This is a genomic window from Pedobacter sp. AC402 (assembly GCF_979252805.1).
Map to the genome: position 1 here is coordinate 26999 of NZ_CEEDAI010000001.1, position 21424 is coordinate 48422.

At 37.8% G+C, this 21424-nt stretch carries 25 protein-coding genes; 18 read left to right on the forward strand and 7 right to left on the reverse strand.

Features of this window, described 5'->3' with window-relative positions; all coding sequences use genetic code 11:
- Positions 1-364 precede the first annotated feature (364 nt).
- The 3 genes from AC0IWE_RS00100 to AC0IWE_RS00110 all read left to right on the forward strand — a co-directional run bounded on the left by AC0IWE_RS00100 (position 365) and on the right by AC0IWE_RS00110 (position 1661).
- Positions 365-1165 carry a DUF2625 domain-containing protein gene (locus tag AC0IWE_RS00100; RefSeq protein WP_471791444.1) on the forward strand — a complete coding sequence of 267 codons (801 nt, stop codon included), beginning with the start codon at positions 365-367 and terminating at the stop codon, positions 1163-1165.
- A gap of 29 nt (positions 1166-1194) precedes the next feature.
- Positions 1195-1422, forward strand: a complete 228-nt coding sequence (locus AC0IWE_RS00105; protein ID WP_471791445.1) for a DinB family protein — start codon at positions 1195-1197, stop codon at positions 1420-1422.
- A gap of 83 nt (positions 1423-1505) precedes the next feature.
- Entirely contained in the window at positions 1506-1661 is a 156-nt protein-coding gene (locus AC0IWE_RS00110) for a hypothetical protein (RefSeq protein WP_471791446.1), read from the forward strand.
- A 15-nt stretch (positions 1662-1676) separates the two neighbouring features.
- On the opposite strand, the gene AC0IWE_RS00115 is transcribed toward AC0IWE_RS00110, so the two are convergent.
- The gene (locus AC0IWE_RS00115; protein ID WP_471791447.1) at positions 1677-2015 is read right to left on the reverse strand and encodes an MmcQ/YjbR family DNA-binding protein; all 339 of its coding nucleotides are present in this window, start codon (positions 2013-2015) and stop codon (positions 1677-1679) included.
- A gap of 311 nt (positions 2016-2326) precedes the next feature.
- Between AC0IWE_RS00115 and AC0IWE_RS00120 the strand changes: the two genes are divergently transcribed.
- The 8 genes from AC0IWE_RS00120 (at position 2327) to AC0IWE_RS00155 (ending at position 8170) form a co-directional block, all read left to right on the forward strand.
- Positions 2327-2644, forward strand: coding sequence for a hypothetical protein (locus AC0IWE_RS00120; RefSeq protein ID WP_471791448.1), 318 nt, complete (start codon positions 2327-2329; stop codon positions 2642-2644).
- Positions 2645-2814: 170 nt separating this feature from the next.
- Entirely contained in the window at positions 2815-3009 is a 195-nt protein-coding gene (locus AC0IWE_RS00125) for an MnmC family methyltransferase (protein ID WP_471791449.1), read from the forward strand.
- A 239-nt stretch (positions 3010-3248) separates the two neighbouring features.
- Positions 3249-4196, forward strand: a complete 948-nt coding sequence (locus AC0IWE_RS00130; protein ID WP_471791450.1) for an aldo/keto reductase — start codon at positions 3249-3251, stop codon at positions 4194-4196.
- Between the two features lie 78 nt (positions 4197-4274).
- A complete protein-coding gene (locus AC0IWE_RS00135) occupies positions 4275-5384 on the forward strand; it encodes an AI-2E family transporter (RefSeq protein ID WP_471791451.1) in 1110 nt (369 codons plus the stop codon).
- A gap of 2 nt (positions 5385-5386) precedes the next feature.
- On the forward strand, positions 5387-5683 hold the full coding sequence (locus AC0IWE_RS00140) for a hypothetical protein (protein ID WP_055906331.1): 297 nt from the start codon (positions 5387-5389) through the stop codon (positions 5681-5683).
- 11 nt (positions 5684-5694) lie between these two features.
- Entirely contained in the window at positions 5695-6144 is a 450-nt protein-coding gene (locus AC0IWE_RS00145) for a DoxX family protein (RefSeq protein ID WP_471791452.1), read from the forward strand.
- Between the two features lie 20 nt (positions 6145-6164).
- Entirely contained in the window at positions 6165-6971 is an 807-nt protein-coding gene (gene mazG, locus AC0IWE_RS00150; protein ID WP_471791453.1) for a nucleoside triphosphate pyrophosphohydrolase, read from the forward strand.
- Positions 6972-7045: 74 nt separating this feature from the next.
- Complete coding sequence (locus AC0IWE_RS00155) at positions 7046-8170, forward strand: ATP-binding protein (RefSeq protein WP_471791454.1); 1125 nt, start codon at positions 7046-7048, stop codon at positions 8168-8170.
- Here the strand turns inward: AC0IWE_RS00155 and AC0IWE_RS00160 are convergent.
- Positions 8165-8548 (reverse strand): YchJ family protein, encoded by a 384-nt coding sequence (locus AC0IWE_RS00160; protein WP_055906341.1) that lies wholly within the window; start codon positions 8546-8548, stop codon positions 8165-8167. The genes AC0IWE_RS00155 and AC0IWE_RS00160 overlap by 6 nt on opposite strands.
- 74 nt (positions 8549-8622) lie before the next feature.
- Here AC0IWE_RS00160 and AC0IWE_RS00165 point away from each other — a divergent pair, with 74 nt between their 5' ends.
- Genes AC0IWE_RS00165 through AC0IWE_RS00175 form a run of 3 tightly spaced genes read left to right on the forward strand, consistent with a single transcriptional unit; the run spans position 8623 to position 10306 of the window.
- Positions 8623-9420: a tRNA pseudouridine synthase A gene (locus AC0IWE_RS00165; RefSeq protein WP_471791455.1), complete on the forward strand. Its 798-nt coding sequence runs from the start codon at positions 8623-8625 to the stop codon at positions 9418-9420.
- Positions 9421-9456: 36 nt separating this feature from the next.
- On the forward strand, positions 9457-9906 hold the full coding sequence (locus AC0IWE_RS00170; protein WP_471791456.1) for a hypothetical protein: 450 nt from the start codon (positions 9457-9459) through the stop codon (positions 9904-9906).
- A 10-nt stretch (positions 9907-9916) separates the two neighbouring features.
- Positions 9917-10306, forward strand: a complete 390-nt coding sequence (locus AC0IWE_RS00175; protein ID WP_471791457.1) for a hypothetical protein — start codon at positions 9917-9919, stop codon at positions 10304-10306.
- 62 nt (positions 10307-10368) lie between these two features.
- On the opposite strand, the gene AC0IWE_RS00180 is transcribed toward AC0IWE_RS00175, so the two are convergent.
- Positions 10369-11589 (reverse strand): ABC transporter permease, encoded by a 1221-nt coding sequence (locus AC0IWE_RS00180; protein WP_471791458.1) that lies wholly within the window; start codon positions 11587-11589, stop codon positions 10369-10371.
- Positions 11590-11768: 179 nt separating this feature from the next.
- Between AC0IWE_RS00180 and AC0IWE_RS00185 the strand changes: the two genes are divergently transcribed.
- Together AC0IWE_RS00185 and AC0IWE_RS00190 are read left to right on the forward strand one after the other, a co-directional pair.
- Positions 11769-13037 (forward strand): exo-beta-N-acetylmuramidase NamZ family protein, encoded by a 1269-nt coding sequence (locus tag AC0IWE_RS00185; protein ID WP_471791459.1) that lies wholly within the window; start codon positions 11769-11771, stop codon positions 13035-13037.
- Positions 13038-13187: 150 nt separating this feature from the next.
- Positions 13188-13394, forward strand: coding sequence for a hypothetical protein (locus AC0IWE_RS00190; RefSeq protein WP_471791460.1), 207 nt, complete (start codon positions 13188-13190; stop codon positions 13392-13394).
- A gap of 13 nt (positions 13395-13407) precedes the next feature.
- Here AC0IWE_RS00190 and AC0IWE_RS00195 read toward each other — a convergent pair whose 3' ends face one another.
- The gene (locus tag AC0IWE_RS00195) at positions 13408-15255 is read right to left on the reverse strand and encodes a PAS domain-containing sensor histidine kinase (RefSeq protein WP_471791461.1); all 1848 of its coding nucleotides are present in this window, start codon (positions 15253-15255) and stop codon (positions 13408-13410) included.
- A gap of 33 nt (positions 15256-15288) precedes the next feature.
- Positions 15289-16332, reverse strand: a complete 1044-nt coding sequence (locus tag AC0IWE_RS00200) for a DNA topoisomerase IB (protein ID WP_471791462.1) — start codon at positions 16330-16332, stop codon at positions 15289-15291.
- A gap of 90 nt (positions 16333-16422) precedes the next feature.
- On the opposite strand from AC0IWE_RS00200, the gene fmt reads away from it, so the two are divergent.
- Positions 16423-17421: a methionyl-tRNA formyltransferase gene (fmt, locus tag AC0IWE_RS00205; protein WP_471791463.1), complete on the forward strand. Its 999-nt coding sequence runs from the start codon at positions 16423-16425 to the stop codon at positions 17419-17421.
- Positions 17422-18304: 883 nt separating this feature from the next.
- On the opposite strand, the gene AC0IWE_RS00210 is transcribed toward fmt, so the two are convergent.
- Positions 18305-19144 carry an aminotransferase class IV gene (locus AC0IWE_RS00210; protein ID WP_471791464.1) on the reverse strand — a complete coding sequence of 280 codons (840 nt, stop codon included), beginning with the start codon at positions 19142-19144 and terminating at the stop codon, positions 18305-18307.
- Between the two features lie 3 nt (positions 19145-19147).
- The gene (locus tag AC0IWE_RS00215; protein ID WP_055906650.1) at positions 19148-20176 is read right to left on the reverse strand and encodes an RluA family pseudouridine synthase; all 1029 of its coding nucleotides are present in this window, start codon (positions 20174-20176) and stop codon (positions 19148-19150) included.
- Positions 20177-20279: 103 nt separating this feature from the next.
- On the opposite strand from AC0IWE_RS00215, the gene AC0IWE_RS00220 reads away from it, so the two are divergent.
- Complete coding sequence (locus AC0IWE_RS00220; protein ID WP_055906375.1) at positions 20280-21308, forward strand: DUF6588 family protein; 1029 nt, start codon at positions 20280-20282, stop codon at positions 21306-21308.
- The last annotated feature ends 116 nt before the right edge of the window (positions 21309-21424 follow it).

Genomic DNA, 21424 nt, shown 5'->3' on the forward strand with positions numbered 1-21424 from the left:
GAAGGTGAAGGGCTAAACGCTTTTTCATTTCACAGTCTAGCTTAAACTCAATAGTATCCCTATATTACAAACGCTCCGGATTATTCGGGGCGTTTTGTTTTATTCCTGGTGTAAGATAATACCGTTATACATTTTGGCTGCAATGATTAATTCCTTTTAGTTGGTTAGTTAATTTCCAATTGGTATCTAACAAATCCATAAGATGGCAACATCTGTAAGATTATTCATGCGACCTTGATTCATGTTTTCACGAATCAACAATTACCCCTTGCTCAATATTCCTTCTGAACAATCAAAAATATCCAACTCCTTTCGGCAATTCTTAATTATCATCCTATCTTTGAAAAAACATAATCACCTTTTCATGAAAAGTGCATCCAGAACTATCTTTATCCTCGCTTTAACCTTATTTTCTGCAACAGTTTTTGCTCAAGACAATAAATTAATAAGCCTTGAGGCATTAGTAAATAAAACAGACCCTGCATGGCCTTTGGTAAAGAAATGGATTGATTCTGCCAAAAACAAGGTTGAGGTTTTACCTGTAGACTCTGCCAAAGCAAAAGAGGTTTTATACAATGCCCAAATGACAACCTATGCCACACTTGGCTCTGTTATTTACAATACCGGTGGTATTATGATTGATAACGGATGGATAAGAATTTTAGGCTCGGGAAGTGAGAGATTAACAAGAAATATAGCCGAATGGAACAAGGGAAAAACAATTAAAGAGTATGGCGACAATATCCCTTACCTTTTAATTGCTGATGATGCCGTTGGTGGCTTTTTCGCTATTAACTATGGCGGTTTAGGGAAAGACATTAAAAATGTGTACTACCTCGAACCAAATACTTTAACCTGGCAGCCATTGGGTGCTGGTTATGGTGAGTTTCTTGTTTTTTGTTTCGACAGTGATCTCTCTAAATTTTACAAAGGCCTGCGTTGGAATAACTGGAACCAGTTTATTGGAAATTTAGATGGCACCAAAACCTATAGTTTCCGACCGTATTTATGGCAGGAAGGTACAGATATTGAAAAATGTACCAGAAAACTTGTGGGCATTGAAGATATGTACCGTTTCAACATTATGAAATCGAAGGAGCTTAATGCTGATAAAGGCATTAAAAAAGACGAGAGTAAAAAGGAAGAAACCAAAACTGAGCAGTAATACCGATTATTGCCCGTAAAAACAATTAAATGTTGAATACAACCGCTACCATTACACAAATTAAAAATACCAGGCTTTTCATTCTAGAACTGGTGAAAGATTTAAGTATTGAGGCATTGAACAAAATTCCTACAGGTTTTAACAACAACATTATCTGGAATATAGCGCATTTAACCGCTGCACAACAAAATATGTGTTATGTGAGGTCGGGTTTGGCAATCACTGTTCCGAAGAAAATCATTTTGCCCCTTTTTTAAGTGGAACAAAGCCTGATACTTTCATTGATAAAGAAGCAATTGATGCTATTTTCAGCGCATTATTAAATAGTATAGATCGCTTAATGGAAGATTATACGCAAGGTATTTTCAAAAATTTCGATCCCTGGGACAAACGCTATGGCATGAAACTAAACTCCATAGAAGATGCCATAAATTTTATTCCCTTTCATGAAGGGATGCATATTGGTTACATTATGGCTTTAAAGAAGCTGGTATAAAAAACCTCGTAAAATTTAAATGTATTTGGCTTGTATTTTCTTTGGTAATTTGGCCAGAACCATCGCTCTAGATTCTGCTACCCTACTTTTAAGTTCTTTATCGTTTAAAACATCCAAGTTTTCAATCTGTATCCATTGCCTTTTCGCCATGTGATACGCCTGCGCAATACCATCTCTTGCAGCAAGTTCATCAAACTCATCAGGATTGCATTTAATAGAAAAGCTATTTCCCTCATCAATCGCAATGATAATGTATATTTTCTCCTCTATCATAAAACAAAGATGTTCCCATTTCATGCCCTCGGTTGTGCCTGGCAAACTCAAACAATATTCTCTGAAAGATTCGATATCCATATTTAGGGTTTAGGGTTTAGGGTTTAGGGTTTAGGGTTTAGGGTTTAGGGTTTAGGGTGAAACCAAAGCTAATAACAAAAGTTTAAAGCTGAAAGGGAAAATGTCCGGAGTTGAGAGCCAGTAGTCCAATGCCTCTTCGGCCAGGCAAAGCATGAAGCAGATTATCCTGAAATCTTAAAATCTTTCTTATCCTATTCCTGTTAGATCCTATAATCCTATAATCCTTTTTATCCTGATCCTTTTTTATCCTGATCCTTTCTATCCTATTCCTATATTTGCAATCTTAAAATAATCAATCCAAATCCTAGCGCATGAATATTATAACCCCTACTGCTGATGGTTCGAATACACTTTACAATGAAACAATTGGCGAACATTACCACAGTAAGCATGGCGCATTGCAAGAAAGTAAACATGTTTTTATTGATGCAGGATTGAAATTTGCATCTGCCAACCAACCTCAGATTTCCATTTTAGAAATTGGCTTTGGTACCGGACTTAATTTTATTTTAAGCTTCGAATATTGTGAAGCAAACAACATTAACCTTAATTACACCAGCATTGAAGCTTTTCCGCTAACCAGCGAAGTAATTGAAACAAACCGGTTATTCGGCTTATGTTCCGGATGAGATTTGGGCTCAATTTACCACCAATTATGCTAATGCGCTAAAATCTGAACAAAAATTCTTCCTCACTTTGTACGTTAGAAATTCCCCATACAACACTTGCCGAATACCATAATGATAAAAAGTTTGATGTAATTTATTACGATGCTTTTTCGGTTCAACATCAACCAGAAATGTGGAGCGACGAGATAATTGCCCATGCCTGCAGTTTCTTAAAAGCTGGAGGTACTTTTGTAACCTATGCCATTACTGGGAAACTGAAAAGAGCAGTTAAAGCCTGTGGTTTTACCATAGAGAAATTACCTGGAGCACCTGGAAAAAGGGAAATGCTGAGGGCGATAAAGTCTAGAGAGATTGAGACCGCTTAAGTTTTTGGGCATTTTACCGGAAAACACACATAGCAGCAAAGGATTTATTTACCTAAACCTGGGTGCAGCGGCAGCCTCCGTTTTTTCTAAGGAGCTATAGCGTAAAACAGGACTGACGATAATTGAAATAGCAGGTTGCTTTCCAGGTAAAACATGCCCATCTCATTTTAATGCAAATTTGATCTTCTGGAAAAACCACAACTTCCAAAAATTGTTAGCATTAGATTAACATTCATATCATGGAAAAAAGAACTTTAGGAAAAACCGATTTAAATATTGCGCCCATTGTATTTGGAGGAAACGTTTTTGGCTGGACGATTGATGAGCAAAAATCATTTGAAATACTGGATCATTTTGTAGAAAGCGGCTTCAATTTTATCGATACAGCCGATGTATACTCGCGTTGGGTACCAGGAAATAAAGGTGGAGAATCAGAAACAATTATTGGCAACTGGTTAAAACAACACAATAAACGCCACGATGTAATTATTGCAACCAAGGTAGGCTCAGACATGGGGCAGGGTAAATCACTTAAAAAAGATTACATCATCAACCAGGTAGAACATTCTTTAACGCGACTGCAAACGGATTATATTGATCTATATTTTTCTCATTTTGATGATGAGACCACCCCCGTAGAGGAAACTTTAAGTGCTTACGAAACATTAATTAAAGCCGGAAAGGTACGTTGGATCGGTGCTTCAAACTTCTCTGCTGACCGGTTAAAAGAATCGCTGATTTATTCTACCGAACATAACCTGCCACGTTACGAAGTTTATCAGCCAGGATATAACCTTTATGATAGAGCTGATTTTGAACAGGAACATGAAAAAATCTGTTTAGATCATGGTCTTGGTGTGGTAACTTATTATTCGTTAGCTAGCGGATTTTTAACAGGAAAATACCGCAGCGAAGATGACCTGAAGAAGAGCCAGCGCGGTGGAGGCGTAAAAAAATTCTTGAATGAGCGGGGTTACAAAATATTGGATGCATTGGATCAGGTTGCTGAACAGCATCAAGTAGCGCAGGCATCAGTAGCATTGGCCTGGTTAATTTACCATCCATCAATAACCGCCCCAATTGCCAGCGTTACCGATTTAAGCCAGCTTAAATCATTTGTTGAAGCTGCAAACCTGAAACTAACACCCGAAGATATTTCTCTTTTAGATAAAGCAAGTATCTATTAAAAATAATCCCTTATATTTAAATGCCCGATTAATGAAACAATTAATCGGGCATTTTGTATTAAACAGGATTTAAAATATATGAAAGACAAATTATCATTTCTACCAAAGCTTGCATTGGTTCTTTTCTGTTTAATAAGCCTAACCTACATAGCTATTTTAGGGCAATCGTTACTTGCTCCCTTACTTTTCTCCTTTTTAATGGCCATTTTATTATTACCAGTGGGTAATTTTTTGGAGCGGCGTTTAAAATTCAAGAGAGGCCTGTCTACCTTGGTTTCAGTTATTCTGATGATTGCCATAATTGGGGGTATTATATATTTCTTTGGTAACCAATTGAGTGATTTATGGGCCGATTGGCCTTTGCTTAAAGAAAAAGCCAACGTTTCATACCATGAATTGCAAAAATGGATTTCGCATACCTTTGGCGTAAATTCTCAAAAACAGTTGGATTATTTGAATGATAGTACCGAAAAAGCATTGGCCACAAGTGCGGCCATTGTAGCCACAACTTTAGCTACCTTATCTTCTACCTTGTTGTTTTTGGGCTTTACTCTATTATTTACGTTCTTCATATTAAATTACAGACGGGTATTATTTACTTTTTTGACCTCCGTTTTCAGTAAAGAACATAAAGAAAAGGTTACCGAAATTGTTGGTCAGATTCAATACATCATAAAAAAATACATCATTGGTCTTTTCTTACAAATGCTGATTGTTACCGTGTTAATGATCACCGTACTTAGTTTACTCGGCGTTAAATATGCTGTTTTACTAGGCTTGGTGGCTGGTATTTTTAATGTTGTACCTTATTTAGGAATATTCTTTGCCTTGCTGGTTAGCTGTTTAATTACTTTTGCCACTGCCGGAGCGGGTAAAGTACTTTTGGTATTAATTGCTTTTGTTGGCGTACATGCAATTGATGGAAATGTGCTGATGCCACTTGTAGTAGGCTCAAAAGTTAAAATTAATGCCTTGTTTGCTTTTATTGGCATTGTAGTTGGCGAAATGATCTGGGGCATTTCGGGTATGTTTTTATGTATTCCGTACCTAGCCATGCTTAAAATAATTTTCGACCGCGTTGATAACCTGAAACCCTGGGGCATTTTAATGGGCGAAGAACATAAACCCGACAAAAAGAAACGCATTTACCGCATTACAAAAAAGATTAAATTAGAGGAAAAAGATTAAAAATGGCCGAAAATAGATCGCCACATATTTTAAGCACTTCTGCCAACCTGTTAGGCATCTGTTTTATTGTGCTTACCTCCTTAAAAAAACTTGCCCTTACCGATGGCTCTTTAATTGATGAATTTGCTGTGGCTGCAGTAATGTTTTTTATGACGAGCTGTATTTTATCTTTTGTTTCGATGAGAAGAGTAAAAACAGCAAGTCAAAGGTTAGAAAAAGTAGCCGATTTTGTTTTTCTTTCTGGTTTGGTAATCTTATTTGTAGCCACTATATTAATTGCTTTTAACCTGATAAAATAGGATATTCAGTCATGAAACCTTTATTTGTATTAGTTATAGTATATGTTGCCTTATTAGCCTTTGGCGGTCATACTACATTTGATAAGGGAAATATTTTTGCAGGCAATATTGCCATGGGCGTAATGTTGCTTTTTACGGCAATTGGCCATTTTAAGTTTAAAACCAGCATGGCCGCCATGATACCTTTATTCATTCCTAAAAAGGTAGAAATTGTACTTTTTACAGGGGTGCTTGAAATTTTATTTGCGATTGGTTTAGCCATCGATAATGCCCGTTATTATACCGGAATAGCCTTGATTGTTTTCTTCATCGCCATTTTACCTACCAATATTTACGCAGCCAAACACAGCATCAACTATGAAGATTTGTACAAACCCGGGCCCGGGCCAAAATATTTATGGTTCAGAATTCCTTTTCAGCTTTTCTTAATCGCCTGGGTTTGGTACTTTAGCGTCAGATAATTTTAGCTTAAATCTACAACATGCCCAACAACCCGATTCCTGCCAGTGCCAATAATCCAGCCGATGCTTTTACACGTTTACTTACTGTATTGGATACCTTACGTACGCAATGCCCCTGGGATAAAAAACAAACAATGGAAACCCTTCGGCACCTTACTATCGAAGAAACCTACGAGCTAAGTGATGCGATTTTGGAAGGTGATTTAGATGAAATTAAAAAGGAACTTGGCGATGTAATGATGCATTTGGTTTTCTATTCGCGGATTGCTTCAGAAACCAATCACTTTGGTATTACTGATGTTTTAAACGGGGTTTGTGACAAACTGGTAAACCGGCATCCACACATTTATGGAGATGTTGAGGTACAGAATGAGGAAGATGTAAAACGCAATTGGGAGCAGATTAAATTAAAAGAAGGCAATAAATCAGTATTGGCAGGAGTGCCTTCTTCATTGCCGGCATTGGTTAAGGCCGCCCGGATACAAGAGAAAGCCCGCGGAGTGGGTTTCGATTGGGAAGATAAAAACCAGGTTTGGGAAAAAGTTGAAGAAGAACTGCAAGAATTTAAAGCTGAATTTAATGTAGCCGACAATACCGCTATTGATGTAGAAAAAGCAGAATCAGAATTTGGAGATGTTTTATTCTCTTTAATCAATTATGCACGCTTCATTAATATTAACCCTGAAAATGCCCTTGAAAAAACCAATAAAAAATTCATTAAACGTTTTCAATACCTCGAAACCAAAGCCAAAGAAAACGGAAAAGCGCTGGCCGATATGACGCTTGCAGAAATGGACATATATTGGAATGAAGCCAAGAAATTATAGCTAAAAAGAGTAAATTGCAAAATTCATATGAATTTTGCGAATGGAATCGCAAAATTTATATTAAATTTGCGATTATGATTTCAAGAGTAATTTCGGATTCGATAGAAAAACACCTAAAAGATGAAAAAGCGATCATCCTTTTAGGCCCCAGGCAAGTTGGAAAAAGCACGTTGCTTCATCAATTGTCGCCAAAATTTGCTAAACCGATTATGTGGTGGAATGGAGATGATGCAGATGTTAGAACAATACTAACCAATACCACCTCTACTTCATTACGTGCGCTTTTAGGGAAATCAAAAACACTGGTAATAGATGAGGCACAAAGGATTGATAATATTGGTATATCGATTAAATTAATTATCGACCAGCTTAAAGATGTAAAAGTAATCGCCACAGGTTCATCAGCATTTGAACTTGCCAACCATATTAATGAACCGCTTACTGGAAGAAAATGGGAATACCATATGTTTCCCTTTTCATTTGGAGAAATGGTAGAAGAACATGGCTTACTAACTGAAAAAAGACTGTTAAATCACCGCCTTGTTTATGGCTACTATCCTGAAATTGTAAATAATCCGGGTGGAGAAGAAATCAGGTTGAAGCAATTATCAGATAGTTACCTTTATAAGGATATTTTAATCTGGGAAAAAATACAAAAACCCGATAAAATGGAAAGATTAATTCAGGCACTGGCTTTTCAGGTGGGAAATGAGGTATCATATAACGAGTTAGGCCAATTGGCAGGATTGGATAACCAAACAACTGAAAAATATATCGACCTGCTTGAAAAAGCATTTATTGTATTCAGATTGGGATCTTTAAGCCGTAATTTAAGGAACGAGTTAAAGAAAAGCAGAAAAATATACTTTTACGATAATGGAATCAGAAATGCGGTAATTAATCAATTCAGTCCTGCAGTATTACGACAGGACATTGGTGCACTTTGGGAAAACTTTGTAATTAGCGAAAGGGTTAAGTTTCTTGCATACAAACAGATTAACTGCAACCAATATTTTTGGCGCACTCATGCACAACAGGAAATAGATTATATTGAAGAAAGAAACGGGCTAATGAATGCTTACGAAATTAAGTGGAATCCAAAATCTACTGTAAAGTTTCCGAAAACATTTTTAGGTGCTTATGAAAATGTAGATACCAAAGTAATTACGCCAGATAATATTAGCGAGTTCTTGTTATGAGTAATATTCACCATCTACATAATACCATTTTCCATCTTCCAGTCTGAAATTCGATTTTTCGTGCAATACCTCAGTTTCAAACTTCTTATTCAGGTAAAAAGCTTTAAACTCAACCACATCAAAGTCCGAAAATACAATTTCGAGTTTAAGCCATCTGGTATTTTTTGCGCTGTTTAAATATGCGTTTTTCGAATGATTTTTCCTTTTACTTTCATGCGTAGTTTGGAAAAGATAATCCGCATCGGCCACCACAAATGCCGAATACCTTGAGCGCATTAAAGCCTCTGCCGTGGGCGCTGGTTTCATTTTTAAATGATAAGGCTGGCAACATTGCTTAAAGGTTAATCCACTCCCACAGGGACAGGTTATTACATCCATGATTAAAATTTAAGAGGCAAAAATAGGATTTAATATTCCAGCTGCTAAAATTTCCGTAAAATTGCAGCAGAAAAATGAGGTATTTCTTTCACATCGCCTATCAGGGTCAGTATTTTAGTGGATGGCAAAAACAGCCAGGGGTTAAAAGCGTTCAGGAAGTTATTGAACAAACACTTTCAAAAATTTTAAAAACGCCGATTGCTATTAATGGTTGCGGGCGCACCGATGCGCATGTGCATGCCAGTCAGTTTTTCTTTCATGCTGATATAGAAAAAGAAATCACTTTCGATCTGCTTTATATCCTGAACAAAGCATTGCCATATAACATTGCCGTGTTCGACATTATAAAAATGGAAGGTAAACCTCATGCCCGCTTCGATGCCGTTCAACGGAAATACGACTATTTTGTTCATACTTATAAAGATCCTTTCCTCAGCACACAAAGTTCATTTTATCAAGTTAATAATCTCGATTTTGATAAAATGAAAGCTGTTGTAGCACTTTTGCCTAAGTACAAAGATTACAGGGCTTTTTGCACCCATCCTGATAAATACGAACATACCATTTGTAATGTAATGGAAGCTGCTTTATTTGTAAATCCAAAAGGTGATAGGTTCAGGTTTCATATTGCGAGCAACCGCTTTTTAGGTAAAATGATCCGCATTATAATGGGCAAATTATTAATGGTTGGTAAAGGAGAACTAAGTTTTGATGAATTTGAAAGTGAGCTGGTTACGTTAAAGGCTGCTAAACTATCATTACCCGCCCACCCTACAGGGTTGTACCTTTCTAAAGTTACGTATCCTTACCTCAATTTAGCACCCCGTACAGAGTTTATCCACGGCGAGGCAACACAGTGGATTTTACTTTAACTGTAGCGTTTTTACTTCGGCCCACGTTTAAAGGGTATGAAAGTCCAAATCTGTATTCTTTTATTTGCCCTTGCACTGCTATCTTTTGGCTGTAAAAAAACAACAACAGTCGATGTGCTATTGGATGGCCATTATACAGGTGTTTTAGTTATTACCAACAGCGTAAAATCTGTACCTGAAACCCGACCGATTTCAATTACCTTAAAAGATGGCAGGTTTAACATCATGCCTAACGCTAATTCGAATCTTAAACCCTACGGAGGCAAAGGAACTTATACTTTCGAAAATGGAACGGGTTATTTTACTGATGAAGGCATTTGGACAGCAGATTTCGATTGGAACATGATTTTAAATGGCGAATACGATATCAGAAGCAGTGGCGTAGATTTAACGCTCAGAAGAAAAAGTAAAACAAAAACAGATTTATCTCCGGCTACATCTTATGCTACGATGGAATACGAATACATTTTAAAAAGAACAAATTAAACTCTTATATATGAAAAATTTAATACTCTCCCTCATTATCCTCTCGGCATTAGCTTTTGGTTGTAAAAAGAAAACGGAAGGAACCACCACTGGTTATTCTTTTGAAATAAATACCTCAAAGCAGATTGATGAAGCCAATTTAATATTGACAAAAATAAACGATAGCCGTTGTACACTAAGTGCTTTTTGTATTGGACCTAGTTCTACGCAAACCTATTTCAAGCTGAAATCAGGTAATACTGAACAGGAGATCATTTTATGTAAAGGAGATTGCGGTACCATAGGTGCTACAGCCAAATTGAAAATTAACGGAGTGAATTACGTAATCAAATTAATAGAAGTTAGTTTTCGACAAGAGAATACTGCACAGACGGTAAAGGTTGAGTTGACAAGATTTTAGGTTTAGGTTTGCTTGGGCATCGAAAATTGATCTGTTCGATGACCCAAGTTTTTTACTTCACGCTATTTAAACCTGATGGCCTTTAATGGAGAAACCTTACTTATTAATAGTGAAGGAATGATCAAAACAGTTAAACACACCACCACTGTAACCACATTAAGCAACAGCACATCAATAAAATGAAATTCTATTGGTGCGTAAGCCAGAAAATAAGAGGCCTGGTTAAGTTTGAAAATATGTGTTGATTGCTGTAAAAAACCAAGGCCTAAGCCTAATATATTACCAAGCAAAAGGCCTATACCAATTAGATAAGCTGCATTGTAGAGAAAAATCTTCATGATGCTCCAATTAGTAGCCCCAAAAGATTTTAACATACCAATCATATTTGTTTTCTCTAAAATCATGATGAGTAATGCCGTTACCATGTTAATTACGCCAACAATAAGCATTAAGATTAGTAGCACATTGGTATTTACATCCAGTAATCCTAACCAGGTAAAAATATTAGGGAAATTTTCTTCAATAGAATAAGAACGTAAATTACGCGGTAGCCCTTCGTAAATTTGATCAGCAATGGGTTTAAGTCTGTTAAAATCTTTAATCCTGATCTCTATGCCGCCAATTTCGTTGGCTTTCCAATTATTTAAGCGTTTAATTATATTCAGGTTGCCCAGTACAAAACCCTTGTCGATATCTTCTACACCAATATCATAAATGCCTACAATTTTAAATTTACGCGGGCGTAACTGATTCTGAACAAAATACATGATAAAATCATCGCCAGTTTTGAGCTTTAGCCGGTTGGCTGTATAATTGGAGATTAAAAGTTCCTGCATGGCAGCGGTACTATCTGCAAAATCGATAATTGTGCCGCTGATGATGTGCTGTTTAATGTAATCCCACTTGTAATTTTTATCTACACCTTTAAAATTAATCCCTTCTATTTCATTATTGGCCGAAAGGATGGCTGGTTTTGTAGCAAAAGGATAATAATATTCAATATCACTATTGGTTTTAAGCATTTTCTGCGTTTCGGCATCAAGCACAAAAGGCGAATGTTCAAAAGAATTATTCAAATCATAGCGGGTAATCTGCACATCGCCCAAATAGCCCCTCACCTTATCCTGAATTTCTGTTTTAAAACCTTTAATAATGGCGATTGAAAGAATCATAACAGCCAAACTCAACATTACCCCTGCTATTGCAATGCGAACAATCAGTTTTGAAAAAGTACGTTCAGATTTAATGGCTATCCGCCCTGCTATGAAATATTCGAAATTCAATTTAATCTATTTGTTAAGTAACAAAAATGCTCAATTCCTTTTAAAAAATGGCATTTTAAAAAATAAATAACCAACTTTAAAGATCACTCATCAAGTTATAATGAGCCGGTACCATAGCATCAATCAAAATATTGGGTAAATTGTTTTGTTATAATACCGAAAGATAAGAAATACTGAAAATGAAAAACTACATCAGCTTTGCTTTAACCAGTTTAATTGCATTATCGGCCTGCGGACAGCCAAAACCACTGGAGGAGGAAGTGCTTGGCAAAAAAAGCCCTGAAAACAGGAAATTGATGATCAGGAGTGTTAAGCTTCCATCAACCCTAAAAACAGGTGCCGAACAAACCGAAAAATACCTCTCTATTTTAAAAGGAAAGCGGGTTGGCATGGTGGTAAATCCAACCTCGGTTATCGGCACAGAAACTTCGGTTGACAGCCTATTGAAACTTGGCGTAAAAATTCAGAAAATATTTGGCCCTGAACATGGGTTTAGGGGCAATGCAAGCGCAGGTGTTACCGTTAATGACGATGTAGATACCAAAACAGGCATAAAAGCCATTTCGCTTTATGGTAAGCACAGTACCCCTACGGCGGAGGATTTGGCTGATATTGATATAATGGTTTTTGATATTCAGGATGTGGGCGTACGCTTTTACACGTACATAAATACTTTGCAGCACGTAATGGAAGCCTGCGCGGTAAACAATAAAACCTTATTGATATTAGATCGCCCAAATCCGAACGGCTATTTAATTGATGGCCCAATATTAGATCCTAAATTTAAATCAGGTATCGGCGTACAACCCATTCCAATTGCACACGGCTTAACTGTGGGCGAATATGCACAAATGTTGAATGGCGAAGGCTGGTTAAAAGATAAAGTGAAATGTAAAATCACGATCATCAAAAATGCCAATTATAACCACGACATGGAATATACTTTGCCTGTTAAACCTTCTCCAAACTTAAACACACAGCAATCTATTTTGCTTTATCCTTCTACCTGTTTATTTGAGGGCACTTATTTAAACCATGGCCGCGGAACAATGTTTCCATTTACTGTGGTTGGCGCACCTTATTTAAAAGGTAAATTCGATTTCAGTTTTACGCCAAAAAGCATAAAAGGCATGTCGGAAACCCCATTATTTCAGGATCAGGTGTGTTATGGCCTGGATTTAAGAAATTACGATACTTCAATACTTGTAAAATCAAAGCAGGTAAACATCAGTTGGTTAATTGAATTGTATAATGCATCGCCAAGAAAAGAAGATTTCTTTAACAGCAAACTGAGTAAAGAGATGGGAACTATTGAGAGATTGGTTGGTGTGGCCGATTTTAGGCAACAGGTGATTGATGGAAAAAGCGAGGAAGAAATCAGGGCAAGCTGGGAACCTGGCTTAAGCGCTTACAAAACCATGCGTAAAAAATATTTACTTTATGATTAAGAGTTGAATGTTTGAGAGCTTGAATGGCAGAAGAAGTAATCCTTAAATTGCGCTGGCAATTCTTTTCAAACTTAACGGAAAGAGGTTTGTTGTTATAGATAATTGATAGGCACTGTGCCATTCAATCATTTAAACTCAATAATTTTAGTTATGAGCGGTCCGAAAGTTAAAAGTGATAAACCTGGAAGCAATTACCAGGAAGAGGTGCCAAAAGGCAGAGAACCAGTTGACCATAAAACGGTTAGAAAAGAAAACGACAGTACGCCAAATAAGGCACCTAAAACCAATAATCCTGCTAAGCAGCGAGAACTGGAAGAGCAACCTGTTCATCCAATAAAAAAAGCACCAAAAGAATAATTTATGGTTCTACTTAAATTTTCAATGCAAAAGAAAAAGTAGAACCTTTACCTTCTTCGCTCTCCACCCAAATTCTGCCACCTTCGTTTTTAATGATTTCTGAAGAAATATACAATCCAAGGCCTAAGCCCGGGTAGGTATGTTGTAGATTACCGCCTACGCGATAAAACTGATCGAAAACCAGGTGTTGTAGTGCTTTGGAAATTCCGATACCATAATCGCGCACACTTAAAATCACTTCATTATGCTGCGTATAGGTATTTACATCAATCTGGTTGGCATCTGTAGAATATTTAATGGCATTGGATAACAAGTTGGTAATTACCTGACCAATACGTTCGCGATCATAGTAAACTATACCATTACTTTTTAAATCGACGGTAATACGGTGTTTGGAAGTAATGTGCTGCATTTCATCAACAATCTCTGTCACCGCCTGATCGAAATCGAATTTAGTAGGATTAAAGGTCATTTTACCGGATTGAATTTTGGTTACATCAAGCAAATCACCAATTAAACCAGTTAAGCGGTTTAACTGAAGGTCCATTTTGTGCACCATTGCGGCCTTTTTATCATCACCTTCATTTCTGATCATTTTTTCCAACACCTGGGTATAGGCTTTAATACTGGTAACGGGTGTTTTTAACTCATGGCTTGCAATACCTAAAAACTCATCTTTCTGTTGCTGAAGCTGCACCTGTTTGGTTACGTCCATTGCGGCATGTAAAATGGCGTAAACTTCACCATCCGCATTTCGTAATGGTTTGTAGGTAAAATTAAACCATACCTTTTCCAATTTACCGTTCACGGGTAATAGCGCTTCCTGCTGATCAGCGTGGTAAGGGATACCGGTTCGATAGACTTCTTTTAAAATACCGATAAAGGGCTGCCCTTTTAATTCAGGAATAGCTTCTTCCATCGGTTTTCCAAGTACACTTTTATCTTTACCCCAAAACTGTAGCATTTCATCATTGGCTAAAGAAATAATAATATCTTCGGTTTCGTAATAACCTGTGGCCATTGGTGTATCGAGCAATAAATTTCTAAAACGCGCTTCACTTTTAGCCATCTCCATCCGCGAAGTTACCAGGGAGGTAATTTCATTGGCCACCACCATAATTCCGGTAACAGTATTGTTCTGATCGCGGATAGGATCATAAACAAAATTGAAATAACAATCTTGTAAGGTGCCCTCACGCTCTATCCTCGCCATGGTTTCGTAACCATAGTGGGCAACCCCGGTAGTGTAAACATTGGTAAGCAAATCATGAAAAGGCTGCCCTTTAAGTTCGGGCAAACCATCTATTAAATCTTTACTGATTACCTCTTCCGTTTTGCCCCACAATTTTAGTAGGTCTGCATTTGCCTGCTCAATAACAAAGTTTTCGCCCTTTAAAATTCCAATGGCAACGGGCGCATCCAAAATCATTTTGCGAAACAGTTCTTCACTTGCTTTTACTTTTAACCTGGCATTTACCAATTCGGTAACATCTGTAGCATTATTAAGAATGCCCCAAACATTGCCTTCTTCATCTTTTAAAGGTTTGTAAATAAAATCGAAGTAAAAAGTTTGGAGTATGCCGTTAATGATCAGCAGTACGCGGTCTTCTTTTGTTTCGTAAGCAATCCCGGTTTGGCGAACATTTTGCAAAATCTTTAAAAAAGGCTGACCTTCCAGCTCTGGCAAAGCAATGGCAAGTTCTTGCCCTATAACATCACGCTCTCGCCCCCACGCTTTAAGAATTGCCTTGTTGGCTACTTTTATAACCATCTTTTCTCCGATATAAAGGCCAATTGGCATCGGAGATTCTTCAATTAAGGTGTAAAAAATAGTAGCGTTATCGTCAAGGTTAATTTGCATATGGGGGATAAAAAAACAAATATAATGGGTTTTCTATTTAGTATTTGATTTTAAAAACGACAATAAAACTTTTTCATCATGTGCTAAACCTAATTTACCCAGTTCTTTATTGTTATTCATTTTTTTCATGTATTTACCAAGCTCATTATTTTCGTAAGCGGTAAGCAGTAAAGGATATACGTATGAACTTTTACATACGGCTCTTGTATTTCCCAGTTTTTTGGCCACACAATCCAAAACAGAAACAATAGCTTTTTTCGAATTCAAACTTAAATGCTCGTCTATACTGCATTTGGAAAATTGGCGTAAAGCCTCAAGAGTACCTCCCCAGGTTCTAAAATCTTTAGCGGTAAAATCATCTCCGGTAATTTCTTTAATGTAGGCGTTTATTTTGCCAGAATCAATGCTTTTATGTTCTTTACCGTTTGAGTAAAACTGAAAAAGCTCCTGACCAGGAATATCCCTGCATTTTTTCACCATTTTGGCCAGCGATCTATCATTCAGTTCCACCTTTTGCTGTACCCCTTTTTTACCCACAAAATCCATCGTTATTTTACTGCCTTCTATTTTAACGTGCTTATCGCGAAGGGTTGTAAGACCGAATGAGCCATAAAGCTGCTTGTAACTCTCGTTACCTACTCGGATTAACGTTTTTTGAAGTACATCTACCGAGATCGCCAAAACTTTGCGCTCGTCGAAATCTTTTCTGCGGAGGTCTTTTTCCAGGTTTTTACGTGCATTGGGCAATGCTTTTCCAAATTCAAGCAATCTAAAATACTTATCTTCCGATCTGCGGCTGGTCCATTTTGCATGGTACCTATACTGCTTTCTGCCCGCAGCATCAATCCCCGTAACCTGTAAGTAGGCATTGGGTTTATTGGCTATCCATACATTTTGCCATGCAGGCGGAATAACGAGTGCTTTAATTCTGTCGAGGTGTTTTTCATCAGTGATTTTATTGCCATTCTTATCTTCGTAATGGAATTTTCCCGGTTTCCCTTTCCGGTAAATCCCAGGCATAGTATCAGTTACATATACCAATCCACTTGCTTTAACAACATCTTTGCCTTGTACCATTTTTGCCTGTAAGTATGGGTTTATTTTTAGTTATTTTGCAAAACTTTAACGCGGATAGCCACGTTATTTTTAGAAACACAACACTTTCATATGAAAATAGTTTTTATGGGTACGCCCGATTTCGCTGTAGCTTCTTTAGATGCTTTAGTTCAAGCCAATTTCGATGTAGTTGCAGTGGTTACTGCTCCAGATAAACCTGCCGGCCGCGGACAGAAACTGAATGAAAGTGCTGTAAAAAAATATGCTGTAGAAAAAGGGATTCCTGTTCTGCAACCAGAAAAACTTAAAAACCCTGAGTTTATTGAAGAATTAAGGTCATATCAAGCCGATTTACAAGTGGTGGTTGCCTTTAGAATGTTGCCTGTAGTGGTATGGAGCATGCCTGCTAAAGGCACCATAAATTTACATGGTTCATTGTTACCTCAATATAGAGGGGCTGCACCAATTAACCATGCCATTATAAATGGTGAAAAAGAAAGTGGTGTAACTACCTTTTTTCTTAAGGAGGAAATTGATACCGGTGATATTATCCTTAGCGACAGTGTTGCTATTGCAGATAATGATACCGCTGGCGATTTACACGATAAACTGATGGTTATTGGAGCTAAACTTTTAGTAAAAACCCTACATGCCATTGAAGCAGGCGAGGTAAACGAACAGCCGCAACCACAAAGCGGTGAACTAAAACATGCACCTAAAATTTTCAAAGAAGACTGCAAAATTGATTGGAACAATACTGCACAGCGCATCCATAATTTAATTCGTGGTTTAAGTCCTTACCCTACGGCTTTTACTTTATTAAACGATAAAAACTTAAAGGTATTTAAAGCAGAAATAGAAGATAAAGAACCTGGAATTGCTGCCGGTGGCTTTTTAACAGATGGTAAAACTTACCTTAAGTTTGCTGCAAAAGATGGTTTTATAAAGCTTCTGGATATTCAGTACGAAGGTAAGAAACGGATGTTGATTGAGGATTTTTTAAAGGGGAATGCGGTTGTAAAGGTATTTGGCATTCGAAGGATTTTAACCACAGATTTACACAGAGATCAGTTTTGCCACAGAAACACAGATATTACGGAGGTGACATGATTTTAAGGAAATGAATCTTCTATGCGTATCGTCATTGCGAGAAGGCTTTTTCAGGCGACGAAGCAATCTTTATGGCAAGGCTCACTAGCCTGAAAGATTGCTTCGTACCTCGCAATGACGAGCGCTTTACTAAAGCCTGTTAATGGTATCCTAACGGTATCGTCATTGCAAGAAGGCTTTTTTAGGCTATATCGTCCTCGTTTGTAACGAGGATGTACGAGTAAAGCGATTCTATCGCTCCTAAAGGAATATTTTCGCATTGCAAATGCGTTCCTCTAAAATCCTCGTTACAAACGAAGACTATTTAAGCGAGCGCTTTACTAAAGCCTGTTAATGGTAGCGAAATGGAAGGATTTTAACCACAGATTTACAGCTCAGTTTGCCACGGAAACACAGAAATCACGGAGGTAACATGATTTTAAGGAAATGAATATCCTTTGGGTAACGTCATTGCTGAGAAGGCTTTTCAGCCGACGAAGCAATCTTTATGGCAAGGCTCACTAGCATGAAAGATTGCTTCGTACCTCGCAATGACGAGCGCTTTACTAAAGCCTGTTAATGGTATCCTAACGGTATCGTCATTGCAAGAAGGCTTTTTTAGGCTATATCGTCCTCGTTTGTAACGAGGATGTACGAGTAAAGCGATTCTATCGCTCCTAAAGGAATATTTTCGCATTGCAAATGCGTACCTCTAAAATCCTCGTTACAAACGAGGACTATTTGAGGTATCGTCATTGCGAGAAGGCTTTTCAGCCGACGAAGCAATCTTTATGGCAAGGCTCACTAGCATGAAAGATTGCTTCATCCCTCACAATGACGAGCGCTTTACTAAAGCCTGTTAATGGTAGCGAAGTAGAAGAGCAACCACTAATGAACCAAATAACTAAATGCCATTCAGCTTTTCGATTAAGAACTTCGAAACCTCATTGAAATAACGTTTCCTGCCGTAGCCCATCACCCATTGAATGCCTTGTGTAGCATTAGTAATAAAAACTTCTTCTGCTTCTTTTAAAATTTCTGGATTAATCTGTGCTTCTACCAAAGGCATATCGTTCATTTTACACAATTGCATAATGGCGGTACGCATCACTCCACTTACGCAACCTTCAGCCAATGATGGGGTATAAATCTGTTTATTATACACCACAAAAACATTGGCACTGATGCTTTCGCAAAGAAAACCATATTGGTTTAAAATCATTGCTTCATCCAAACGGTTTTGACTTTTAAAAATTCCGGCCATTACATAAAGCAGCGCATTGGATGTTTTAAAATTGGAGAGCTTGTTCACGGGTTTGGTTATCTCGTCGAACACATCAATGATCAAACCTTTGCTGTTTAACTCATATGTGGATGCTTTTAAAGGAATTCCCTCCAAAACGTATCCTGCTTTATTAATTTCGGGTGTATAAACCCCTGCTCCGCCCCTGTAAACCGAAAGGCGAAAGCGTACATTGCCGTTCCATTTGTTTCTTTTGGTAAGATCGGCAGTTTTCTGACGCAAAAAATAATCGTCCATAAGGGCATGACCATCAATTTTCAACGCTTTCATTCCTGCTGTAAGCCTATCGGCGTGCAAATCGGCAAATTGCAGTTTATTATTAATCATGCGCATACTTTCGAACAGCCCGTCTCCAAATTTGAAACTTCTGTTCGAAGCTGTCAGAACCGGAGCGTCTGCCGCATGAAATTCATCATTAAATATAAGGTACTCGTTAAGCATATGTTATGATGTAACGATATAATTTTCCCATTTGGTTAAACCAGCTTTAAAATCGGGTGGCAAAGGGGATTCGAAGTACATGTATTCTTTTGTGGTTGGGTGGATAAAACCTAAACTTTGTGCATGTAATGCCTGGCGGGGCAATAATTCAAAACAATTATCTACAAACTGCTTGTATTTGTTAAACGTAGTTCCCTTTAAAATCTTATCGCCACCATACATGGCATCGTTAAATAAAGGATGGCCGATGTGTTGCATGTGCGCCCTGATCTGGTGTGTGCGACCAGTTTCCAGCTCGCAACTAACCAAGGTTACGTAACCCAGACGTTTTAACACTTTATAATGCGTTACAGACCATTTTCCTTTTTCTTCATCATCGTAAATATCCATCACACGGCGATCTTTCACACTTCGTCCGATGTAGCCCGTTACCGTGCCGTCATTTTCGATATCGCCCCAAACCAGCGCAATATATTTACGGGTAATGCTGTGATCAAAAAACTGCCTGGCCAAATGCGTAATCGACTTTTCATTTTTACTGATGAGCAATAAACCTGAGGTATCTTTATCAATCCGGTGTACCAAACCTGGCCGGCCATCATTACCCGGTAGCTGGGGAAGTTGTTCAAAATGGAAGGCCAAAGCATTAACCAGGGTTCCTGTATAATTGTTAAAGCCAGGGTGCACTACCATTCCGGCGGCTTTATTTACCACTAGCAGATCGCTATCTTCATAAATAATATCAAGCGGCAAATCTTCCGGGTAAACCTCCGTATCGCGTGGTGGATGAGGCAAAACAATAGAGATTTCATCAAAAGGTTTAACCTTATAGCTTGATTTTATCTGTTTTTGATTAACCAATACATTGCCTGCATCAATTGCATTCTGAATACGGTTACGCGAGGCATTTTCTACACGCACCATCAAAAATTTATCGATCCGAAGCAAAGATTGCCCCTTATCTACAATTATTTTGAGGTGTTCATATAATTCCTGCTCCTCTGATTCCTGCAATTCGACCACATTTTCCATGGCGCAAAAATAAACTTTTAACTTCAAGAATTTTTTAATGATTACAGTTTTCGATAAAACAGCATTATCTTTACCCTTAATCAAAACATTCTAAATTATTTATATGAAAAAATGCTACTCTTTAAAGGCTTTAGGGGCCTTATTTTTATTGGTAATATCGCAAAAAGCAAATGCTCAAAAAGATGTTGGAGGTTTATTTGTGGGTGGACCAGCAGATGCAACCAAATTGGTTAACGCCTATTTCGATCCTTTATACAAAGGTTTGGGCCTAGGTTTAACAGATGGGTGGACCAATACCGCAAAATCGAAAGGATTTTTAAAATTTGATGTAAGGGTATCTGTATCAGCAGCATTTGTACCACAATCGGCCAGAAGTTATGATGTAAATACTTTGGGCTTAAGCACCATTAAACCAGCTCCCGGTGCTTCTTCTATAGGGCCAACTGCCTTTGGCGATGACCATGAAGGTGGTAAAATGCAAGTATACACCAGCGGCGGAATTCCTACAGGAAAATTCTTCAACCTACCTCAGGGCGTGGGTTTCCATGTGGTACCTTCAGCGCAGATTCAGGCTACTTTGGGTTTACCTAAAAATATTGAAGTTACCTTAAGGGCAATGCCTAAAGTTGGGATAGGCAGCGATCTTGGTGACTTATCAATGATCGGTTTTGGCGCAAAGGTTGAACTTTTGCCACTATTTATGGGTTCTACAACAGAAAAACTGATCCCGGTAGATATTGCCGTTGCCGGAGGATTTACGCAGTATAAATACAACCTGCCTTTGAATGTGAATAATACACAAAATTCAGATCAGCGTATTGATGCGAAATTTAATGGTGTTAATTTTGATGCCATCGTTTCTAAAAGCATCCTGTTTTTTACGCCATTCGCCAGCATAGGTTACCAAACTTCTAAAACCAATTTAAAAGCTTTAGGAACATATAAATTTGAAGATGGTATTAATAGTGCAACTTATGTTGATCCGATTTCGGTTAAACAGACAGATATTGATGGCGTGAGGGGTAGTTTAGGGTTTCAGCTGAAATTCGGTTTCTTTAAATTTTATGGTTCTTATACCGCAGCTAAATACAGTATGGTTAATGCAGGTATAGGCTTAGGTATTGGTAAATAGTAAATTACATTATTTTGAGCGTGGTGAAACGCAACAGGGAAATCTGCCTTGCAATTTTATTTTAACACACAGATCGCTCGTTTTGCTGCATCAGGAGATGCCGACCGCATCATCAT

What these genes read in the sequence shown, in the direction of transcription:
- mazG (WP_471791453.1), top strand. Translation starts at nt 6,165, where the DNA reads ATGCCCAACAACCCGATTCCTGCCAGTGCCAATAATCCAGCCGATGCT.
- AC0IWE_RS00220 (WP_055906375.1), top strand. Translation starts at nt 20,280, where the DNA reads ATGAAAAAATGCTACTCTTTAAAGGCTTTAGGGGCCTTATTTTTATTG.
- AC0IWE_RS00135 (WP_471791451.1), top strand. Translation starts at nt 4,275, where the DNA reads ATGAAAGACAAATTATCATTTCTACCAAAGCTTGCATTGGTTCTTTTC.
- AC0IWE_RS00145 (WP_471791452.1), top strand. Translation starts at nt 5,695, where the DNA reads ATGAAACCTTTATTTGTATTAGTTATAGTATATGTTGCCTTATTAGCC.
- AC0IWE_RS00165 (WP_471791455.1), top strand. Translation starts at nt 8,623, where the DNA reads ATGAGGTATTTCTTTCACATCGCCTATCAGGGTCAGTATTTTAGTGGA.
- AC0IWE_RS00160 (WP_055906341.1), bottom strand. Translation starts at nt 8,548, where the DNA reads ATGGATGTAATAACCTGTCCCTGTGGGAGTGGATTAACCTTTAAGCAA.
- AC0IWE_RS00195 (WP_471791461.1), bottom strand. Translation starts at nt 15,255, where the DNA reads ATGCAAATTAACCTTGACGATAACGCTACTATTTTTTACACCTTAATT.
- AC0IWE_RS00100 (WP_471791444.1), top strand. Translation starts at nt 365, where the DNA reads ATGAAAAGTGCATCCAGAACTATCTTTATCCTCGCTTTAACCTTATTT.
- AC0IWE_RS00190 (WP_471791460.1), top strand. Translation starts at nt 13,188, where the DNA reads ATGAGCGGTCCGAAAGTTAAAAGTGATAAACCTGGAAGCAATTACCAG.
- AC0IWE_RS00210 (WP_471791464.1), bottom strand. Translation starts at nt 19,144, where the DNA reads ATGCTTAACGAGTACCTTATATTTAATGATGAATTTCATGCGGCAGAC.
- AC0IWE_RS00185 (WP_471791459.1), top strand. Translation starts at nt 11,769, where the DNA reads ATGAAAAACTACATCAGCTTTGCTTTAACCAGTTTAATTGCATTATCG.
- AC0IWE_RS00125 (WP_471791449.1), top strand. Translation starts at nt 2,815, where the DNA reads ATGTGGAGCGACGAGATAATTGCCCATGCCTGCAGTTTCTTAAAAGCT.
- AC0IWE_RS00200 (WP_471791462.1), bottom strand. Translation starts at nt 16,332, where the DNA reads ATGGTACAAGGCAAAGATGTTGTTAAAGCAAGTGGATTGGTATATGTA.
- AC0IWE_RS00115 (WP_471791447.1), bottom strand. Translation starts at nt 2,015, where the DNA reads ATGGATATCGAATCTTTCAGAGAATATTGTTTGAGTTTGCCAGGCACA.
- AC0IWE_RS00120 (WP_471791448.1), top strand. Translation starts at nt 2,327, where the DNA reads ATGAATATTATAACCCCTACTGCTGATGGTTCGAATACACTTTACAAT.
- AC0IWE_RS00155 (WP_471791454.1), top strand. Translation starts at nt 7,046, where the DNA reads ATGATTTCAAGAGTAATTTCGGATTCGATAGAAAAACACCTAAAAGAT.
- AC0IWE_RS00140 (WP_055906331.1), top strand. Translation starts at nt 5,387, where the DNA reads ATGGCCGAAAATAGATCGCCACATATTTTAAGCACTTCTGCCAACCTG.
- AC0IWE_RS00215 (WP_055906650.1), bottom strand. Translation starts at nt 20,176, where the DNA reads ATGGAAAATGTGGTCGAATTGCAGGAATCAGAGGAGCAGGAATTATAT.
- AC0IWE_RS00105 (WP_471791445.1), top strand. Translation starts at nt 1,195, where the DNA reads ATGTTGAATACAACCGCTACCATTACACAAATTAAAAATACCAGGCTT.
- AC0IWE_RS00175 (WP_471791457.1), top strand. Translation starts at nt 9,917, where the DNA reads ATGAAAAATTTAATACTCTCCCTCATTATCCTCTCGGCATTAGCTTTT.
- AC0IWE_RS00130 (WP_471791450.1), top strand. Translation starts at nt 3,249, where the DNA reads ATGGAAAAAAGAACTTTAGGAAAAACCGATTTAAATATTGCGCCCATT.
- fmt (WP_471791463.1), top strand. Translation starts at nt 16,423, where the DNA reads ATGAAAATAGTTTTTATGGGTACGCCCGATTTCGCTGTAGCTTCTTTA.
- AC0IWE_RS00170 (WP_471791456.1), top strand. Translation starts at nt 9,457, where the DNA reads ATGAAAGTCCAAATCTGTATTCTTTTATTTGCCCTTGCACTGCTATCT.
- AC0IWE_RS00110 (WP_471791446.1), top strand. Translation starts at nt 1,506, where the DNA reads ATGGAAGATTATACGCAAGGTATTTTCAAAAATTTCGATCCCTGGGAC.